This window comes from Trichocoleus sp. DQ-U1 (assembly GCF_039961925.1).
Taxonomy (GTDB): domain Bacteria; phylum Cyanobacteriota; class Cyanobacteriia; order Cyanobacteriales; family FACHB-T130; genus FACHB-T130.
On record NZ_JAMPKB010000008.1, the window covers coordinates 89,891 to 109,681 of the forward strand.

Annotated in this window: 19 protein-coding genes; 11 read left to right on the top strand and 8 right to left on the bottom strand. The window is 47.7% G+C overall.

Features of this window, described 5'->3' with window-relative positions; genetic code table 11:
• Positions 1–864, top strand: coding sequence for a fructosamine kinase family protein (locus tag NDI34_RS05455; RefSeq protein WP_348232078.1), 864 nt, complete (start codon positions 1–3; stop codon positions 862–864).
• A gap of 45 nt (positions 865–909) precedes the next feature.
• Here the strand turns inward: NDI34_RS05455 and NDI34_RS05460 are convergent, their stop codons facing one another.
• From NDI34_RS05460 to NDI34_RS05475, 4 genes are all read right to left on the bottom strand, one after another.
• Entirely contained in the window at positions 910–2,193 is a 1,284-nt protein-coding gene (locus tag NDI34_RS05460) for a S41 family peptidase (RefSeq protein WP_348232079.1), read from the bottom strand.
• 277 nt (positions 2,194–2,470) lie between these two features.
• Positions 2,471–3,076 (bottom strand): glutathione S-transferase family protein, encoded by a 606-nt coding sequence (locus tag NDI34_RS05465; RefSeq protein ID WP_348232080.1) that lies wholly within the window; start codon positions 3,074–3,076, stop codon positions 2,471–2,473.
• A 414-nt stretch (positions 3,077–3,490) separates the two neighbouring features.
• A complete protein-coding gene (locus tag NDI34_RS05470) occupies positions 3,491–4,393 on the bottom strand; it encodes a S1 RNA-binding domain-containing protein (RefSeq protein WP_190676916.1) in 903 nt (300 codons plus the stop codon).
• Between the two features lie 63 nt (positions 4,394–4,456).
• A complete protein-coding gene (locus NDI34_RS05475; protein WP_348232081.1) occupies positions 4,457–5,203 on the bottom strand; it encodes a dienelactone hydrolase family protein in 747 nt (248 codons plus the stop codon).
• 367 nt (positions 5,204–5,570) lie between these two features.
• On the opposite strand from NDI34_RS05475, the gene NDI34_RS05480 reads away from it, so the two are divergent.
• The 6 genes from NDI34_RS05480 (at position 5,571) to argH (ending at position 12,209) form a co-directional block, all read left to right on the top strand.
• A complete protein-coding gene (locus NDI34_RS05480; RefSeq protein ID WP_348232082.1) occupies positions 5,571–6,725 on the top strand; it encodes a polysaccharide deacetylase family protein in 1,155 nt (384 codons plus the stop codon).
• Positions 6,726–6,957: 232 nt separating this feature from the next.
• Positions 6,958–7,941, top strand: a complete 984-nt coding sequence (locus NDI34_RS05485) for a GntR family transcriptional regulator (protein ID WP_348232083.1) — start codon at positions 6,958–6,960, stop codon at positions 7,939–7,941.
• 258 nt (positions 7,942–8,199) lie between these two features.
• Positions 8,200–8,331, top strand: a complete 132-nt coding sequence (locus tag NDI34_RS05490) for a hypothetical protein (protein ID WP_277877644.1) — start codon at positions 8,200–8,202, stop codon at positions 8,329–8,331.
• 464 nt (positions 8,332–8,795) lie between these two features.
• Positions 8,796–10,214, top strand: coding sequence for a PP2C family protein-serine/threonine phosphatase (locus NDI34_RS05495; protein ID WP_190414629.1), 1,419 nt, complete (start codon positions 8,796–8,798; stop codon positions 10,212–10,214).
• A 172-nt stretch (positions 10,215–10,386) separates the two neighbouring features.
• Positions 10,387–10,617: a hypothetical protein gene (locus NDI34_RS05500; RefSeq protein WP_347276913.1), complete on the top strand. Its 231-nt coding sequence runs from the start codon at positions 10,387–10,389 to the stop codon at positions 10,615–10,617.
• A gap of 206 nt (positions 10,618–10,823) precedes the next feature.
• Positions 10,824–12,209 (top strand): argininosuccinate lyase, encoded by a 1,386-nt coding sequence (gene argH, locus NDI34_RS05505; protein WP_348232084.1) that lies wholly within the window; start codon positions 10,824–10,826, stop codon positions 12,207–12,209.
• 152 nt (positions 12,210–12,361) lie between these two features.
• Here the strand turns inward: argH and NDI34_RS05510 are convergent, their stop codons facing one another.
• From NDI34_RS05510 to NDI34_RS05520, 3 genes are all read right to left on the bottom strand, one after another.
• The gene (locus NDI34_RS05510; protein ID WP_190414631.1) at positions 12,362–12,556 is read right to left on the bottom strand and encodes a hypothetical protein; all 195 of its coding nucleotides are present in this window, start codon (positions 12,554–12,556) and stop codon (positions 12,362–12,364) included.
• A 78-nt stretch (positions 12,557–12,634) separates the two neighbouring features.
• Positions 12,635–12,946 carry an RNA-binding protein gene (locus NDI34_RS05515; RefSeq protein WP_348232085.1) on the bottom strand — a complete coding sequence of 104 codons (312 nt, stop codon included), beginning with the start codon at positions 12,944–12,946 and terminating at the stop codon, positions 12,635–12,637.
• 279 nt (positions 12,947–13,225) lie between these two features.
• Positions 13,226–13,519: a hypothetical protein gene (locus tag NDI34_RS05520; RefSeq protein WP_348232086.1), complete on the bottom strand. Its 294-nt coding sequence runs from the start codon at positions 13,517–13,519 to the stop codon at positions 13,226–13,228.
• Positions 13,520–13,665: 146 nt separating this feature from the next.
• Between NDI34_RS05520 and NDI34_RS05525 the strand changes: the two genes are divergently transcribed.
• Positions 13,666–14,121: an NUDIX hydrolase gene (locus NDI34_RS05525; RefSeq protein ID WP_190434156.1), complete on the top strand. Its 456-nt coding sequence runs from the start codon at positions 13,666–13,668 to the stop codon at positions 14,119–14,121.
• Positions 14,122–14,195: 74 nt separating this feature from the next.
• Positions 14,196–15,035 (top strand): alpha/beta hydrolase, encoded by an 840-nt coding sequence (locus NDI34_RS05530; RefSeq protein WP_348232087.1) that lies wholly within the window; start codon positions 14,196–14,198, stop codon positions 15,033–15,035.
• 165 nt (positions 15,036–15,200) lie between these two features.
• On the opposite strand, the gene NDI34_RS05535 is transcribed toward NDI34_RS05530, so the two are convergent.
• Positions 15,201–16,031: a pantothenate kinase gene (locus NDI34_RS05535; protein WP_348232101.1), complete on the bottom strand. Its 831-nt coding sequence runs from the start codon at positions 16,029–16,031 to the stop codon at positions 15,201–15,203.
• Positions 16,032–16,194: 163 nt separating this feature from the next.
• Between NDI34_RS05535 and NDI34_RS05540 the strand changes: the two genes are divergently transcribed.
• Both NDI34_RS05540 and NDI34_RS05545 read left to right on the top strand, forming a co-directional pair.
• Complete coding sequence (locus NDI34_RS05540) at positions 16,195–17,913, top strand: diflavin flavoprotein (protein WP_190414637.1); 1,719 nt, start codon at positions 16,195–16,197, stop codon at positions 17,911–17,913.
• A gap of 108 nt (positions 17,914–18,021) precedes the next feature.
• A complete protein-coding gene (locus NDI34_RS05545; RefSeq protein WP_348232102.1) occupies positions 18,022–19,791 on the top strand; it encodes a diflavin flavoprotein in 1,770 nt (589 codons plus the stop codon).

Here is a 19,791-nt window from a genome sequence, read left to right on the forward strand (position 1 = left end):
ATGTGGACTGAAATAGACGCTCAAATTACTCGCCTAACGGGTGAAAAGTTTCAAAGTCAGCAGCGGCAGTCGCTGAGTGGTGGTTGCATCAATCAAGGCTATGCTGTCAGCGATGGGCAACGCACCTACTTCATCAAAATCAACCAAGCGTCTTTGGTTGATATGTTTGAGGCGGAAGCGCTGGGACTCCAGCAAATGCAGGAAACTCACACGATTCGGGTTCCAAAACCGATTGGCTGGGGCACCGGAGGCAATTCTGCCTATATCGTACTGGAGTGGCTGGAAATGGGGCGCGGCGACACCCATTCTTGGGAAGAAATGGGACGGAAGTTAGCGGCGATGCACAAATGCGCTGGAAAAGACTCCTTTGGCTGGGATAGAAATAACACGATTGGTTCGACGCTGCAAATTAACACTTGGACAGCAGATTGGGCGGAATTCTATGCCAAGCATCGTCTCGGCTATCAATTTCAGCTAGCAAAGCGTCGCGGCGGTCATTTTCCCCAACAGGAGCAATTGCTGGCAGCAATTCCCGAACTGCTAGCGGATTATCATCCTCAACCATCTCTAGTTCACGGCGATTTGTGGGGGGGAAATGCAGGCTTTACGGCATCGGGAGAACCCCTCATTTTCGATCCGGCGGCGTATTATAGCGATCGCGAGGTTGATATCGCCATGACAGAACTTTTCGGTGGCTTCCCCGCAGCCTTTTATGGCGGCTATAACGAAGTATTTCCTCTAGATCCAGGCTACGAGCGTCGGAAAACACTCTACAATCTCTATCACATTCTCAATCACTTTAATTTGTTTGGCGGCGGCTATAGTTCGCAAGCCAATGGAATGATTGAGCGTATTTTGAGATAGTAAAGACACGATTAATTGCGTCTCTACAAGAAGTTAACAATGCAATTATGCCCCTCGATTCTGATTCTTAACAGATTCAGCCAGAACCTCTACAGCTTTCGCTTTTTGAGGGTCTTTTCCTTGAGCATATTCTAACTGAAACGGCACTTCAATATCGGGTTTCACTCCCTTACCTTCTAAGCGTTCTCCATTCACGTAGATATCAACAACCGCAAGATAAAGAAGGTTTCCATCTTTGAGCAAGAAAGGACGAGCCGCAACAACTGCGCCTGCTGTTTGACTCCCAACGACTTTTCCAATTCCATACTGCTCAAAACCGTAAGCTAAAATTTCCTTTCCGCTTCTGGTTCCCTTATTCACCAGCATCACAACGGGTTTTCTCCATTGATAATCCAAGGTAGTTTTTATTCCATCTCTAGGAATTTGGGTTAATACTGGAACTTTTTCGGAAAAAATACTTAGATAATTCGGAGTAGCTCCACCCCAGCCATCTCTTAAGTCTAAAATCAACCCATCCGCGTCTTTAAGCCGTCCATAAGCAATTTCTTCTTCCAGTAATTCCTGATATTGATCGCCAGCATACGACCAAATATGGACATAACCTAGTTTTCTACCATTGCTTTCGATGATTTCAATACTCGACCGCATTGCGTCTAAGAAAACTGTAGTAGGTTTTATTATTTTTGGAACTACAGTTACATTCTTATTGCTATTTGAATCTGGAGTTCGTTGAATTGATATACTGACTTGTTTCCCTGCCTTATTAACAAAAGATTCGATTGGCTGATACGGATTGCCATCAACTGCTAATATTTGGTCGCCTACTTTGAGTCCCGCTTGAGCAGCAGAACTGTTATCAAGAATAGCAGTGATAAAGGTCTTCCCATCGATCTCTTTAGTGAAAGCTCCAATTCCGGTGTACTCTAAGCCTTTGGGAAATAACTTTTGTATTTTTTCTAAGAAATGACCTTGATTAAATATACCCAAAAGTTGGTAGTAAGCGGGTTGTGACTTCGGATAAAAGCCTATATGAGAAGTATGCAACTCAGCTAGCATTTGATTGATGACAACGGATGCTTCATCAATAGACTTTGCCTGCTTGACTGAAGGTTTATACTTCTCTCGCATGGCTTTCCAGTCAACCCCATTAAATTTTGGGTCAAAAAAGTTGTCATTGACAGTTTGCCAAACTTCTTCAAATACAGCTAATATCGGTGACTCTTGAAGTTTTGAACTAACGGGTAGGAGGAAAAAAGATAAGGTAAGAATAACTAAAACGCTAATGCTTAAATTAGCCAAAAAGCGGTTAAGTTTTTTAAGTTTTATCATTGTTTTAATATTTAAAGTTAACTTCAGCCAGTATAGCTTATCAGCTACTTAAAGCAGGGTGGAACCCATCCCATTTTTACAAATATATGCTGGCGGTTAGAAACCGCGCCTACACAGACAAAACCCGCCTACGCGGGTTTCAAACTCATCACTAGATGTTCTAGAGTAGGCGCTGCTAATCAATAGTTTTACAGATAGGTTTGTTTAGGTACAGTTACCTAAAATACGGGATGCGAATGAAGCGATCGCGTATCCGAGATCCCCATACCGAACTCTATTATAATTGCGTGATACTAATGTGCCGAGGCTGAGCTTTAACTCGTTCCAGCCAAGCTTGGATTGCTGGAAATCTTGCTAAATCAAATCCCCCTTCATCCGCGACATGAGTATAAGCAAACAACCCAATATCAGCAATCGTATAGCGTTCTCCCACAAAAAAATTACAATCTGTTAAATGTTTTTCCATAATTGTTAGCGCTGCATAACCGGGTTTGCGCTTTTGGTTCAGTGCCTCCTTATATTCCTCCGCCTTGCCAAGGATAGAAATCCAGAATCGGGAAGTAGCAATATAAGGCTCATGGCTATACTGCTCAAAGAATAACCATTGCAACACTTTTGCCTTTTCAAAATTATCCTTTGGCAAAAAATCAGTTCTTTCGCTCAGATAAAAAAGAATTGCGTTGGATTCCGCCAGAAATTGACCTGATTCCGTTTCCAATACTGGAATTCGACCATTGGGATTTTTATTTAAAAATTCTGGAGTCCGAGTTTCACCTTTGAGAATATTCAGTTCTATGCTTTCAAAGGGAATTTCTAGTTGAGTCAATAAAAGACGAATTTTATAGCAATTTCCAGAAGAGAAAAATTGATACAATTTGAGCATATTTATACCTAAACTACTTTAATAGTAGATTTGGGGACGCGATCGCAAGTGCGCGATCGTTAGCAATAAGTATTGTCACAGGCGAAGCTTGCCCGAAGCATAAGCTAGCACATATCGCTTTTATCAGTAAAACCGAGAGCCAGCCCTCCACACCCAGCAAATAAATCGATAACTAAGGGTTCAGTTGCTGACTGTTGAGGGAGTCGAAGCTCTTTTTCGATAAAATCAAGGCAAGAAAGACGGTTGCTGAAGATTTTCGTCTTCATCAAATCAAGATTAGGGTGAGGAAACACTTAGGGAATAAATCGGGTACGCGGAGATGCGTCTAGGCGCAGGGCGGCGATCGCACCCTTCACATCAAAAGCGATCGCACTCTTTATTACCAAGTGCGATCGCTTCTTATCTTCCGAACACCTATCTGGTGAGATTTTTCCTCGCCCGTTCAGAACGCGACTCAGCTGATTCCATGACCTCAGCCATATTTTCCAGCACTTCCCCTGGATGATTTTCTAAGACTCTGGTAGACAAAGAAACCCGACCTTTACCTTCATCGATATCAACAATCAGCGCTTTAATTACTTGACCCACCTGAAACAATGATGCTAGAGATTCGATGTAGGTTTGGCTTACTTGCTTAATATGCAGTAAACCAGTGATCCCATCCAAATCAACAAACACACCGAAGGGCTTCACACCAGTAATTTTCCCTTCGACTAACTGCCCGACTTCTATCTGAGTGATGGCAACAGAACGAGTCGCTTGCCGTTGCGAAAGCACCAGTTTGTTAGTGTCAGCAGAAACCTCCAAAAAGCTAGCAGTTAGCTTCTCACCAACCAGGGACTCCAGGTTATCGCGTTCCACCAAGTGCGATCGCGGAATAAACCCCCGCAACCCTTGCACTTCTACCGTAACGCCCCCCTTATTGATGCCAGTGACACGGGCTTGGACTGTTTGATTCGCTTCCTGCATATCAGCCAGGTTATCCCACGCCTGCTTGATCTCCATCTGCCGCACTGAAAGCGTCACCTGACCATCTGCATCTTGCTCTCGGATAATCAGGAAATCCCGTTCTTCCTGCAACGGCAGCACAATGGATAAATCTGTTACCCGTCTCAACGACGCCTCATCAACAGGTAAAAAAGCCAAAGACTTGCCGCCAATGTCTACATAGGCACCATCACTTTCGTGGGTTTCCACTTTACCGCGCACGACTTGCCCCTTGTGAAATTGGTAGTCGTGTTGTTCGAGAGCTTTGGCAAAATCGTCCATAGAAAATGACGATTTTGCATCTTGAGAAGAGGTCGATTTGGAATTCATGACAACTTAGTTGATTGAAAAAAAGTAATTCCCGACTCGCTGATTGCTAGTGTGGGAAAAAATTTATGCCGCTTGAAGTTCTTGTTCAAACAGCTGTTTTACCTGCTTCCAGGCATCGGCGGCTGTGGTGTCATTGTAACTGGCGCGATGGTCGCAGAAAAACCCATGTTCAGCTCCATCGTAGCGAAAGACACGATGGGGAATGTGATGTTTCTCTAGCTCCGCTTCAATTTGATCTACCTGTTCGGCGGGGATGCTGGCGTCCTCCATGCCGAAAAAGGCGTAAAGCGTGCCCTTGATGTCTTTTGTGCGTGCGATCGTTGGTTCGCCGCCGCCAGGAGTGTTAGTAGCAACGCCAGCACCGTAGAATGAGGCTGTGGCTTTGATATCGGGTAAAGTCGCGGCGAGGTAAGCAACGTGACCCCCAAAGCAGAAGCCGATGCAGCCAAAGACAGGTTTGACTTCGGGCAGGGTTTTGAGGTAATTAATTGCCGCCTGGATATCGCCCAGTAATTCTGAGGCTTGAGTTTGCTCTTTGTACTGTCTGCCAATTTGAATGTCTTCCGGAGTGTAGCCGGTTTCAAAACCCGGTGCTTGGCGTTGAAAGATAGCAGGCGCGATCGCTACATAGCCTTCCTTGGCAATTCGTTCTGTTACCTCCCGGATGTGAGCATTCACTCCAAAAATTTCCTGCAACACCACAATGCCTGGAAAAGGCCCCTCCCCTTCCGGCATTGCCAGGTAAGCCGCAATTTCTAGATCGCCATTGGCAATTTTGAGGTGTTTTGTCCGAATCTTGCTCTCTGTCATGATAATTCTTCTGTATCCTCTGCCGTTTTTTTAGCAGATAGTGCTACTATTTTGTCTACCAGCAAATTACCCTATTTTTTACAGGAATAAAGTATTTAAAAGTTCATGACAGTGCTGCACAAATTATCGCATTCTTTTATCAAGAAAATTTATATAAATCAAACCATAACTTTTTTGTTTAAAATATTCCAATTTTTAAATAATTTGTAATGCTAGCTAGTTTTATTGTGTAGTTTTGTGCGGCTATTGAAGAGTTGCTGACTGTCGAGAAAAGGGATTTTTGGTTAAATGAGTCAAGAACGATAGCTGTTTTTTGTAATCATTAAAAACTCAAAAATTATCAAGGACTAAGGGAAGGAGTTCGACCTTGGCAGACTGGAGAGAAAAAGAAAAACCGACCGGATTATTCACTCGGCAACTTACCTTCATCGCTATCGTTACCTTAACAGCGCTTATCGTCAATAAAATCATCGAGCCGTCACCTCAACCTTCCCCTCAACATCAGTTTGCGATAGAGGTTCGTCAGGACAAGCCGGAAGCTCAACAACTCCCCAGCGTCAAACCCGAAAATTCGCCACCGAGGGAAATAATACCGCCAGCGAGTAGCGCGATCGCTGACACGGCAGAGGCTTCTCCATCGCCAAGTGTATGGGCGATCGCACCATCTATCCCAGTTCAGCAGACACTCCCCATTGTCGAAGCGGAAAATTCGCCCAGTGAAACAACGCCTTGGGCGATCGCTCTCTCACCCGCAGCCGAAAAAACCTTCCCAGTGCCTACCGAGTATCGGGGAAAAACCATTTATCAGGTAAAGCCGAAGAATCAGAAAAAAGTCATCGCCCTCACCTTTGATGATGGCCCTTGGGGGGAAACGACATTGCAAGTGCTGGACATCCTCAAGAAAAACGACATCAAAGCCACATTTTTTTGGGTAGGAGAGCAACTGCAAAGTTATCCAGCCGTAGCGCGACGAGTGGTTGCTGAAGGTCACGCCATTGGCAACCATACCTGGCATCACTCCTATCGTCAGATGGACGAGGCTACGGCGGCAAAGGAAATAGATGATACAGCCGCACTCATCTACAAGACAACCGGAGTCACAACCGCTTACTTCCGCCCTCCCGGCGGCAACTTGCAAAATGGGTTAGCGGCTTACGCCCAAAAGAACAACTACGCCGTGATGATGTGGTCGATTAACTCAGCGGACAGTCGCCGCCACCGCCTCACCGCGCCCAAATTGGTCACAAACATTCTCAAGAGTGCTTTCCCCGGTTCTATTGTGCTGATGCATGATGGTGGCGGCAACCATTCGACAACGGTTCAAGCTTTACCCCAGATCGTTGAAAAACTCAAAAAGCAGGGATATCAGTTTGTCACCTTGCCGGAACTACTAAAGAGGCAAGAGACAACAGACGCTACTGATTCCGTTTCTAGCGGGGAAGCAGAAACACAGATTCCCCCTCGATTAGAGGAATTTCCGCACTCCCCCGGAGAACAACCCGAACAGTATTTCCCTGGCTGAGAGCGTTTTAGACTTTTTTGGAGTTTAGATGCTGGCTTGTAGAAGACTTGCAGCAAGTAGCGCTAAGAGCGTATGTGCTGATGCGATCGCGTCTCTATTAGATAGAGCAAGTGAGAAGGAGGCAGAATCTTGAAAAACCAGAGCGATAACTCAGCTTCTGTAGCGCATTATGCTATTAAAGAATTGCCCTTCTCACAGCTTCATGAGAATCAGAGTCCTTGGAGGCTCGTAAATGGTTCAGTTTCATATTCAACCAGACAGTGAAATTCCAGCGTCAAAACAGCTATTTGACCAAATGCAGTTTGCGATCGCCTCGCGACAGTTTCCCCCAGGTCATCGATTGCCCAGCACTCGGCAGCTAGCAATGCAGACAGGTCTGCACCGGAATACCATTAGCAAGGTGTACCGGCAGCTAGAAGACACTGGATTAGTAGAATCCCAAGCTGGATCGGGAATTTATGTCAAAGCCCAAGGAAACGAGGGCGGCACTGGACATAGCGGCCCCATACACGAACAATATCCCCATGCCTACAAGCTGGTGCAGCACAGCCTGGATGAACTGCTCAACCAAGGTTGCACCCTCAACCAAGCCAGAGAACTATTTCTAGCAGAAGTTGACTGGCGCTTACGCTGTAGTGCGCGAGTGCTGGTCACGGTTCCGTCACGAGACATCGGTGCTGGGGAATTGATGGTTCAGGAACTGGAAAAATCTTTAGGGATACCCGTACAGTTGGTGCCGATGGAGGAACTCAGTAAAATACTCGATCAAACCCACTCCGGCACCGTGGTGACTAGCCGCTATTTTATTGGGGATGCGGAAGCGATCGCTGCCCCACGAGCGGTGCGCGTCATCCCCGTCGATATTTACGACTACGCTCAAGAACTCCAGCTGGTTCAACGCCTGCCTAAAGACAGCTGTATGGGTCTGGTGAGTCTCAGCTCAGGCATTCTCGGAGTTGCAGAAATTCTTATCCACAGTCTGCGCGGGGATGATTTACTGGTGATGACAGCTCAGGTAAAAGACACCTACAAACTCAACGCGATCGTTCGCAGCGCCCAAACGATTGTTAGCGATCGCGCCAGTTTTGCCACCGTCAAAGCGGCAGTCAGCGCCGCCCGTGAAGACATTATTCGTCCTCCGGAGCTATTATGTAGCGAAAATTATATTGGCACCAAGTCAATTAACTTGCTCAAGCGCGAACTCGGTTTAGGTTGACAATTTTGGATTTTGGATTTCAACGATCGGATTTCGACGCTCAGACAGTCTAGCTCATCCCATTTGGCAGCCTAAAGTGCCGATTCAGGTGGGATTACCCACCTGCACCCTTCGGTTCAGGCTGAACTTTTGGACGATCCAGATGCTCTAGGGTCTTCATCAGAGATTCAAGTTTTTCACTCAGAAACCCCTTCTAAAATTGGCAATTCTCGGCTGAAAAATCGGCAAGAAGCAATCGGAGCAAAGATGACGATTTAGATGAAACCTTCGATGGGTTTAAAAGATGCCATTGAGAAACACCGTGCTGCTAAAGCTTTCCAACCCGATCCCATTCCAGACTTTCGTTTGGAAGAAATCTTTACTTTAGGGATACACGCGCCATCCGGTTAAAATTTACAGTCTTGGCTTGTAAAATCACTCCACACGTATATGTTTGCTGTCTGCTACTCTTAGGCGATGCCGCCGATGAACCAATCAAACATAATAAGGGGCGCTTTGGTATAGATCGGGTTTACTATAGCGACAGTTATGGTGATTTCCGTCTATAGACTTATGCAGAAGTTTTCAAAAAGCCCCTCCGGGTGATTGGCATAACCTGCAATTAAGGGTATATTTACACCTCAAGAACAGCCGGCTCCTTTTGCTTAGCGATCGCGTCCGGACGGCTAGCTGCAACTGGCAACTGTTGCGATAGTAATCGGGAACAATTTTGCTCTAACGCCTTCTTAATTTTTTTTAAATCAAAGGCGTTTTCCCCAAACCGTTGCCAAAACTGGCAATTCTTAAGCCAGAATCTGTAAAGATATCCTGACAGCTAAAACAAACTTTTGTGCGGAACTCTAACTCCTGATGCTATGACTGCTGTGCCCCTTCCTCGCCAGCCATCTCCCTTACCTGACGGCGGTACCACCGCCGAAACGACGCCTGTTTTCGCGCTCAAAGAACTGGTGGCGCGTTTGCATCGAGAACAGCGCAAGATTCAAGACTTGCTCTCGTCGTTAGGGTTTGCCCTGCGTAGCTTCAATAACTTGAATCAGTTTTTGGAGTTGATTCCGCTGATGGCAACGCGGGTCACAGATGCCGATGGCGGCATTCTCATCCGGTTTTTGCCGAATGGTCAGGTGCGGCTAGAACGCCTGCACTGTCAGGAAGGTCAATCTTGTCAGGATATTCGCAAGGCGCTTAACGCCGCAACCCGTCAGGCGAGTAATCCCTCGACAACGGCAGAGGGGGTCGCTACACCGCCATCATTGGATTCTCAACTGAGCCGGTTTTTGGGGCCAGACATTCAGGTATTTGGCACTCCGATTCTGGTGAAAAATACAGAGCGGGGACGTCTTTATGTGTTCAGCCGCGATCCCAAATATATTTGGACAGACACCCGGCAGAAGTTGGTGCGCTTAGTTGCCGATCAAACAGCAGTTGCGATCGCAAACGATGAACTTACCGTCGAACTACGCCAAAAAGAACGCCTAGATAAAGAATTAGAAATTGGTGCCGATATCCAGCTGCGCCTACTACCGCGACAATGTCCGAATATTTATGGAGTCGAACTAGCGGCAAAGTGCCAAACGGCTAGTCGCGTCGGCGGAGATTACTATGATTTTATTCCCGCCAATTATGACCAGCTGCGCCCCCAAACAGACAGCGATTCGGAAGTGGAAACTGCCCGAAGAGGATCGGTTCCGTGGAGCCTGGTAATCGGGGATGTCATGGGCAAAGGCGTCCCCGCGGGTCTAATCATGACGATGACGCGGGGGATGCTGCGAGCCGAAGTGCTAAACAGGCACTCACCGGCGAAGATCCTGCAACATTTAAACCGGGTAATGTATGCCGATTTGGAAAACTCCCATCGGTTTGTCACCCTGTTTTATTCCGAATACGATCCGCAAACCCGGATTCTGTCTTACAGTAATGCCGCCCACCATCCTCCCTTGTTATGGCAGGCATCAACCCGTTCCATCAAGCGCTTGGATACCTGGGGAATGCTGATTGGTCTGGATGCCGATTCCCAGTATGAAGATGCCCAAGTCCAGCTGTATCCTGGGGACACGATTATTTATTACACCGATGGTTTTACCGATGCGGCAAATCAAAATGGCGATCGCTTTGACGAAGAAAAGCTGAGCCGCACCTTCCAGTGGGCTTGCCAGCATTGCAACAGCACCCAAGCGATTTTAGATTACCTATTTGAGCAAGTACAGCAGTTTATCGGTCCATCCAGCCGGAACGGAGATGATATGACGCTAGTGGTGATGCAGGTCAAAAGTTAATCGGTAATGAGTCATTGGTCATTTCCTATACCCATGACTCATTACCCATCACTGACTCCCCCACTAGCAAAGACATCAGCTTTGTGTTAATACAATCTGAACGGATGCGCGAGCAACCTTTGCCAACATCTCTCTTTGTTGTGAGGAAATCAGAGTCATGGTGCTTAATGAAATGCACGAAATAATCGGTTGGTTGCCCAACTTGACCCACGGTTACGATACGGTATCGCTTTGGTTTTCGCACTCGCCGGTCAATTGGCCCGTCTTGGCGCAAGAAATCAGAGACCCAAAAGTGTTAGACCAGATGCAGAATGCCTTTAACTACTTCATTAAATCAGGGCAAGTCTGGGCGCTGTTAATCGGGCTGTTTTTTGGCTACCTGATTCGAGGGATTACGGCTTAGTGGATAGCGTTTGAAGGTTTAATAAAGTTAAAGGTTGAAGGTTGAAAGTTGAATGTTTGGATACAGCTTGCTCGTCCTGAAATTTGCTAAAGAGTAAGATGCTTGCCTTTGCAAGCTACAACCTTCTCGACGAGCCAACTTTCAACCTGCTCGCCTTTCAAGCTGCTCGCCTTTGAATCTGTTAATCCAACGTTACCAAGAAGCTCGTGACTCAACAAAAAACTTGGAGCCAACGGTTTGAATCGGCGTTGCATCCTGCGATCGCTCGCTTCAACGCTAGTATCGGCTTCGACATCGAACTCATCGAATACGACCTCACCGGCTCGATTGCCCATGCCAAAATGCTCGCTCACACCGGCATTATTTCAGAGTCGGAGGCACAACAGCTAGTCGCAGGCTTAGAACAAATCCGCCAAGAATACCGAGAAGGAAACTTCAATCCAGGGATAGATGCAGAAGACGTTCATTTTGCGGTGGAGCGTAGGCTGACAGAAATTACCGGAGATGTCGGTAAAAAATTGCACACGGCGCGATCGCGCAACGATCAAGTAGGCACCGACACCCGCCTCTACTTGCGAGATCAAATTTCCCAAATTCGCAGCCAGTTGCGCGAATTTCAGGGAGTTCTCATCAACCTTGCCCAGAATCACGTCGAAACCCTGATTCCCGGCTATACGCACCTACAACGCGCCCAGCCAGTCTCTTTAGCTCACCACCTCCTCGCCTACTTTCAAATGCTAGAACGGGACTGGGAGCGCCTAGGAGAAGTATATCAGCGCGTCAATATCTCACCTTTGGGGAGTGGCGCACTTGCCGGAACCACTTTTCCCATCGATCGGCACTACACTGCCAAACTACTGAACTTCGATGGGGTGTATGCCAACAGCATGGATGGTGTGAGCGATCGCGACTTTGCGATTGAATTTCTCTGTAGCGCCAGCCTGATCATGGTTCACCTCAGCCGTCTATCGGAAGAAGTCATCCTCTGGTCATCGCAAGAATTTGGCTTTGTCACCCTCAAAGATAGCTGCGCCACCGGCTCCAGCATCATGCCCCAAAAGAAAAACCCCGACGTGCCTGAACTCGTGCGGGGCAAAACAGGTCGTGTTTTCGGGCATCTGCAAGGAATGCTAGTGCTGATGAAAGGGCTACCTTTGGCTTACAACAAAGACTTACAAGACGACAAAGAAAGCCTATTTGACAGTGTAAAGACCGTTAAAGGCTGCCTAGAAGCAATGACCATTTTGTTTCGCGAAGGGCTAGAATTTCGTACCGCTCGCCTTGCAGAAGCCGTCGCGGAAGATTTCTCCAACGCGACCGATGTTGCTGATTACCTAGCAGCGCGGGGTGTCCCCTTCCGGGAAGCTTACAATCTCGTGGGTAAGGTTGTAAAAACTTCCCTCGCTGCCGGTAAACTTCTCAAGGATTTGAGCTTGGAAGAATGGAAGGAATTGCACCCAGCTTTTGAGCCAGACATCTATGAAGCCATCTCTCCAAGACAAGTAGTTGCCGCTCGTAACAGCTACGGCGGTACCGGATTCGAGCAAGTGAGACAAGCGATTCAAGCTGCTCAGTCTCGGCTGAGTGGTTAGGACTGAGTAATTAGGACTGAGGACTGAGTAGTTAGGGCTGAGGGCTAAATAGGGGATTTCTCAATTTCGCAAAAGAGTTAGTAGCTGAGGAAAAATATTTTTTTTCCTCAGTCCTCAATCCTCAGCCCTCAACCCTCAGAACCGAGCAATGGCTAACCCATCGCGCCGCCCATTGCTCCCATTCCTCCTCCCATCTTGTCTTCATCCTCCTCATTGGTTCTCTCTCCGGGCGATCTTTGACGCCGGAATTTAGAGAACCGACCCGTAGTTTGACGTTTACGAAACTTGCGGGCGTATGCTTGATTACGCTGCGCCTTTTCTTTCTTAGGGTTACGGCGCTTCGCCATGTTCACCTCTTTGATATACGACTAAAAAATGGTGCCTTTGGGTTTTCCCCTGCACCTGATGCTTGTTAGTGTTGTCAGTCACACCCAAGGCTTGGAAAAACAGTTGCTAGAATCTGCCAATCTACCGCGATCTCCCTCTTTTCGAGGGTTCTCCTTCGGTCTGGCTTGGTTGATCTGCATCTGACGCCCCATCCATTTTGCACCATCCAGCACCGAAATAGCTGTCTTTTTTTGCGGAGCTTCTACCCTCTCTACGAAAGCAAAGCCCCGCACTTTGCCTGTCTTCTGGTCGCTTGGTATCGCCACACTTTTGGCTGAACCAGATGCAGAGACTTGTTTAAGGTCTTCTGGAGTAACCTGCGAAGACAGACTTTCGATGTAAATAGTCATCCAACAATATCCATCCGAACAGTTGATTCAGATGAAAGCCGAGAGAGGAGAGCGACCTAGAAGCGCAAAATTAAAGCGTCTCTAGCAACTTCTCAGAACCTACTCTTGTCCAAGCGAATCTAGACAGACAGTGTGTTGCTCTCCCAGAGCATTTTTTGGCGCTGGAAGCCTCTGCCTTCAAACCTGTGGAAGAAACACCGAAACAGGCTAGCCTAAAAACGGCGGGTCGCTGACTGACGTGACCGAACTTGCATCTGTAACGTATATCATAACAGCCTGTCAGTAGCCTACTAAAAAGCGCTGACTTGCTGCGGTTGAAAACATCCCAATGTCCCTAAAACTCAGCGATACTGCTTCTTTGCTGGGTAAAATTGCCAGCCGTAACCGCAGCAAAAAGCTAAAAAATTCCGCACCAAGCAATTGATACGCCTTCAGCGCCGCACATGAATGCGATCGGCTCGGATGGTAACATTGAGAAGATTTATCTTCAGGTGACTGAATCTCAAAAAGCGGAAATTCTCGCAGATTTAAAATTTTAATTTGTAGAGGTGGATGAATAAGCAATTCTGGCATCCCCAGAACTATGCGGATTCAGCCCTTGGGGAAACCCTCCTTTTGCAAAGTTTTAAATTTTATCTGGAATCGGAGAACTTCCTGCTCATCAATTGACTCTAAAAGTAAAAGTTCCTTTCTGCGTTGAAGTAAAGCTTCTTTTGCCTATGCGTCGGTCATGGCGATTTATACAAACAGTGCTAGGGATTATTTTCCGCCATCCCATTATCGGCACAACTATCATCCCGATTTTGCCAGATGGTCGAATTGTGTTCATTCGACGCGGAGACACAGGTGAATGGGGTTTTCCTGGCGGTATTGTTGATTGGGGTGAGGACATTCCGACATCAGCGCGGCGGGAGTTGGCGGAAGAAACTGGACTGGAGTTAGTAAAAATTCGCCGGTTAGTGGGAGTTTATTCTTCGCCAGACCGCGATCCCAGAATTCATTCGATTTGTGTAGCGCTAGAAGCGGAAGTGCAGGGAGAAATGCAGGTTCGGGATACGCTGGAAATTATGGAAGTCAAAGCTTTCTCTGTGGCATCCTTGCCTCAAGGGAAACTCTGCCATGACCACGACCAGCAGTTGCAGGACTACTTGAACGGCTTGACAACCCTCGCATAAGCAGGATTTTCGATTTTGGATGAGTCAATCCATCGTCAATCTAAAATCTAAAATCTAAAAATCTAAAATCTAGGATGACTCTACCGTTACGCAATTCTCGAATTAAGCTGTCTCAAGGACAAATCTTCTGGCGCGAAGTTGGTCAAGGGCCAGTTTTGGTTTTTTTACACGGATCGGCTCACGATAGCAGTCAATGGCTAGCTGTCATCGATTGTTTGAGTCGGGATTACCACTGCTTTGCCCCGGATTTACTCGGCTTTGGTGACTCCGAACGCCCGGATGTTCACTACTCAATTGAGTTGGAGATGGAATGTCTTGCTGAATTGTTAGAAGCATTGAATCAGCGAGAAGTTTTTTTAATTGGTCACTCGCTGGGAGGGTGGATTGGGGCAAGTTTCGCGCTGAAATATTTGGAACAGGTGCGCGGATTAGTGCTGTTAGCTCCAATTGGGGTGGAAGCGGAGGGATTAAGAACCGAGCGATCGCGCCCCTCTCTATTTACATCTCTATTTAAGCGGCTGTCTAAGGTGGTATCCTCCGGGTGGCAATCGCTCATAGATGCGATCGCTCGTGTCTCCAATAATCGCCTGTTTCCCCGCAAGCAGACTGGGCAAAAGAAGCGGCGACAAGAACAGCCGGTGCAGTTTCCCACTACCGACAAGCTATTATTTCAACGCCGCCGCGCCGAAATTCAAGCAGAATTATTGAAAGAAAGACTGGAGTGGCTGAAAGTCCCCGTTATGATTTTGCAAGGCGATCGCGACAGTCGTTCTAGAATTGCCGAAAGTCAAGCCTACGCGGACTTAACTCCATCAGCTCAGTTGGAAATTATTAGCTTTGCGGGAAACGATCTACCCGAAGCGTTGCCAGATGTCGTGGCTCAGTATATTCGAGATTTCGTTAGTAAGCATTAGGGGCGCATAGGCTGTGCGCTTGTAGTGGAGTTAATAAAAGAACCTCACCCCCCAACCCCTCTCCGCAAGCGGAGAGGGGAGCCGGAGCCGCAGGTGGAGGCGGGGTAAGGTTTTTCTCAATTGTGGAGAATCAAGCGGATTTGATGCGAGTCGCTTTATTAAGGACTAAGAACTAAGGACGACTGACCGCATTCCCATAAATATCAGATTCGGGTCGCTAATTATCTGACTGGCTATTTCAGGAAACTGGATTTGGAGATAAGCAAATAAAGTAGCGCGATCGCCTCCCGTCAAAATCACCCGACTACCTGGAAATTTCTGCCACCAAGCCTGGATAAAGTCTCTGATTCCAGCCAAGACAGTGTAGATAACGCCACTCTGAATCGCCTCCGGTGTGTTTACAGCAAAACGCGGCGGCATTTCCTGGGGCAATTCTATCGGTGGTAACGCAGCAGTTCTTTGGGTTAGAGACTGTAGCTGTAACCTTAACCCAGGCAAAATCGCCCCACCCACTAGCCGATGGTTGACATCTGCACTCGTAAATGTCAAAGCAGTTCCGGCGTCAATCACCAGCACTGGGAAACCCCAAACTTCAGCAGCACCCAATACTGCTAAAGCTCGGTCAATTCCCAACGTCGGATAAAGTCCCTGAAGAGGCAACTGCTCTAAAGTAATGACGCGGATATCTGGGTAACATTGCCAAAGTGCCGTTTGCTCCGGTACAACGGAAGCCAGATAAATAGGCAAAGCGCGATCGCGATACCCAAATCCATCACCAACCTCCTTCTGAACAGCTTCCAACTGCCTAATTAAACTCGACGGCAAAATTTGTCTCCATTCACCCCCACCCCAAGGCTGGTTTAGCTGTTCCACCACAGATGCTGGTAGATATTGCGTATCCCAGGCATCGCAAAACGTTTTGCCCTTAAACCAAGCCCAGTGCAACCGCGAATTCCCTACCATCAAAGCTATCCAGAAGTTTTCTCTAAGCTTGATAGCTTGCCAAATTGCCTTTGCCCGTTTTCTGCGCCTGCGCCGATTTGGCACTTTTAAAACTCTTAACTCACTCATAGGTTTTTTAATAAATCTTTACAAGAGACTCGTGGCAGAATGAAAGAAGAAAAAATACCTAATGGGTTGCAACAGAAGGAGACCAGAGATGGTAGCGCTCACCGACCGAACCCAAAAACGCCTCACCATGCAGACTGGCGAAATCGCCCCTGACACGACAACGATTCGCTCGCTCGACTGGGATCGCGATCGCTTCGACATTGAATTTGGGCTGCAAAACGGCACCACCTATAATTCCTTCATCATTCGGGGTGAGCAGACGGCTTTAGTGGATACCTCCCATGAAAAGTTCCGCCAGCTATATCTGGATGCATTACATGGACTCATCGACCCAAAAGAAATTGATTACCTGATTATCAGCCACACCGAGCCAGACCACAGCGGATTAGTCAAAGACATCTTGAAACTGGCTCCTCAGGTAACGGTGGTTGGGTCAAAAGTCGCAATCCAGTTTATCGAAGATTTTGTGCATCAGCCGTTTGAGCGGCGAATTGTCAAAAATGGCGACAAGTTAGATTTAGGCAACGGACACGAATTGGAATTCGTGATTGCTCCCAACTTGCACTGGCCCGACACGATTTTCACCTTCGACCACAAAACCCAAATCCTGTATACCTGCGACGCCTTTGGCTTGCACTATTGCTCGGATAGCACCTTCGATGAAGATTTAGCCGCCATCGAAGCCGATTATCGCTTTTACTACGAATGTCTGATGGCTCCGAATGCTCGTTCAGTGCTATCTGCACTGAAACGGATGGGAGAACTACCAGAAGTACACACCATCGCCACTGGACACGGCCCGCTGCTACGCCACAACGTTGTGGAACTGACGGGACGCTATCGCCAGTGGAGTCAAGCGCAAACCAAGGGAGAGACGACTGTAGCAGTATTTTACGTCTCCGATTACGGATATAGCGATCGCCTTTCCCAATCCCTCGCTAAAGGCATCACCAAAACAGGCGTCGCCGTCGAGACACTCGACCTAAAATCCGCCGATCCGCAGGAAGTGCAAGAACTGGTAGGGCGTTCATCTGGGTTAGTCATTGCCACACCCCCAGCCGCCTCTGCCGCCGCCCAAGCTGCGATTGGCACCGTTTTAGCCGCTGCTAAGGAAAAACAAGTAGTCGGGATTCTGGAGTCCTACGGAGGAGATGACGAACCCGTCGATCCGCTGGTGAGTAAATTTAGAGAGTTAGGGCTGACAGTCGCATTTCCAGCAATTCGGATTAAAGATACACCCGGAGAAGCCACCTATCAGTTGTGTGAAGAAGCGGGTACAGACTTAGGACAATTGCTCACCCGCGATCGCAACATCAAACAGATTAAATCTCTTGATGCCGAATTAGAAAAAGCCCTGGGACGCATCAGCGGTGGATTGTACATCATCACTGCCAAAAAAGGCGAAGTCAAAGGTGCCATGTTAGCTTCCTGGGTGGCACAAGCCAGCTTCCAACCCCTAGGATTCACAATCGCTGTCGCAAAAGACCGGGCTATTGAGTCCATGATGCAAGTAGGCGATCGCTTTGTCCTCAATGTCTTAGAAGAAGGAAATTATCAAAATTTGATGCGGCACTTTTTAAAACGATTCCCCCCTGGCGCGGATCGATTTGCCGGGATCAAATCTCAGCCTGCGGAGAATGGTTCCCCGATTCTGACGGAAGCCCTCGCATACATGGAGTGTGAAGTCTCTAGCCGCATGGAATGCAGCGATCATTGGATAGTTTACAGCACCGTTCAATCCGGTCGCGTCTCCAAACCCGACGCCCTCACAGCGGTTCACCATCGCAAGATCGGAAATTATTATTAACGCTCTTGATGCGCCAAGGTTAGCGCTCTCGGTACGCAAAGAAGCAGCTTTAACTTTGCGTATGAGAGTGTACCTTTGCGTTTAAAAAAATTACCGTTTTAACTTATGATGACAGCCACAAAACCCCGCGATGTTCAGGTTCTCCCGATTGGTGCAGATACAACTGTGTTGCGATCGCGCACTTGGGACAGACTTAAGTTTGAAATCGAATATGCTCTACAACGGGGCACAACGGCGAATTCTTATGTGATTCAAGCGGATAAAACAGCGCTCATCGATCCGCCGGGAGAATCATTTACAGGCATTTTTCTTTCCGCTTTACAGCAGCGATTTGACTTAAAAAAGCTGGATTACGTGATTTTAGGACACGTCAACCCCAACCGAGTTTTTACGCTGAATGCTTTACTAAAACTGGCTCCTCAAATTACTTTTGTTTGCTCGAATCCAGGGTCAATTCTGCTGCGAAATCTTTTTGAAAGCACTTTCCCGGAAACTTTACAAGAACACAATCTACAAATTGCCGTAATGCGGGGGGAAGAAACCCTCGATTTAGGCAAAGGTCATCACTTACAATTTATCCCCACGCCCAGTCCCCGTTGGCCTGACGCCCTTTGCACCCACGACTCCCTAACCGAAATTTTGTATACGGATAAGCTTTTCGGGGCGCACGTTTGTGGCGATCAGGTGTTTGATGAAGGGTGGACGGTGTTTAGCGAAGATCGGCGCTACTATTACGATTGTCTGATGGCTCCCCACGCTCGGCAAGTCGAAACAGCGCTAGACAAACTCACACAGGATTTGCCAGCCAGACTCTATGGGACGGGTCATGGCCCCTTGGTGCGCTACAGTCTAATTCCGCTGACGCAAGCTTACCGTCAATGGAACCAGCAGCAAAGGGCAACTGAAACAAGCGTGGCGCTGCTCTATGCTTCAGCTTATGGAAATACGGCAACCTTGGCGCAAGCGATCGCTAGTGGTATTACCAAAGCAGGCGTTGCTGTCGAATCAATTAACTGCGAATTTGCCGAACCCTCGGAAATTCAAGAAGCTGTAGAAAAATCAGATGGGTTTATCATGGGTTCTCCTACCCTCGGCGGTCATGCTCCCACGCCGATTCAAACTGCCTTGGGCATTGTCCTATCCAACGCGAGCAAAGGCAAGCTGGCGGGTGTTTTTGGTTCTTATGGCTGGAGTGGGGAAGCGATCGATCTACTAGAAGGCAAGTTAAAAGATGCTGGATATCGCTTTGGCTTCGACCCGATTCGAGTCAAATTTAAACCCACCGAGGTGACGCTGAAATATTGCGAAGAAGCCGGGACAGACTTCGCCCAAGCGTTGAAAAAAGCTAAAAAAGCCAAAATGGCTCGACAACAGTTAAGCGTGCAACCGATTTCACCTTCGCAATCTGCCAGGATCGAACAAGCGGTAGGGCATCTGGTTGGCTCTCTTTCCGTTGTAACAACGAAACAAGGCGAACTCAGCGGGGCGATGTTGGCTTCTTGGGTGTCTCAGGCAACTTTTAATCCCCCCGGTTTAACCATTGCTGTCGCCAAGGATCGAGCGATTGAATCGCTGATGCATTCTGGCGGAAAATTTGTTTTAAATATTTTGGGAGAAGGCAAGCACATCGGCTTGATGAAGCATTTTCTCAAACCTTTTGGTCCCGGTGAAGACCGATTTGCGGGTGTCGCTACGCAAGACGCCCAAAATGGTTGTCCGATTCTCACCGATGCCCTTGCTTATCTGGAATGTACTGCCCGCAACCGGATGGAATGTGGCGATCACTGGTTGGTCTACGCTGTGGTGGAAAATGGCAAGGTGTTACAGCAGGAAGGCGTCACCGCCGTTCATCACCGAAAATCGGGTAGCCATTATTAA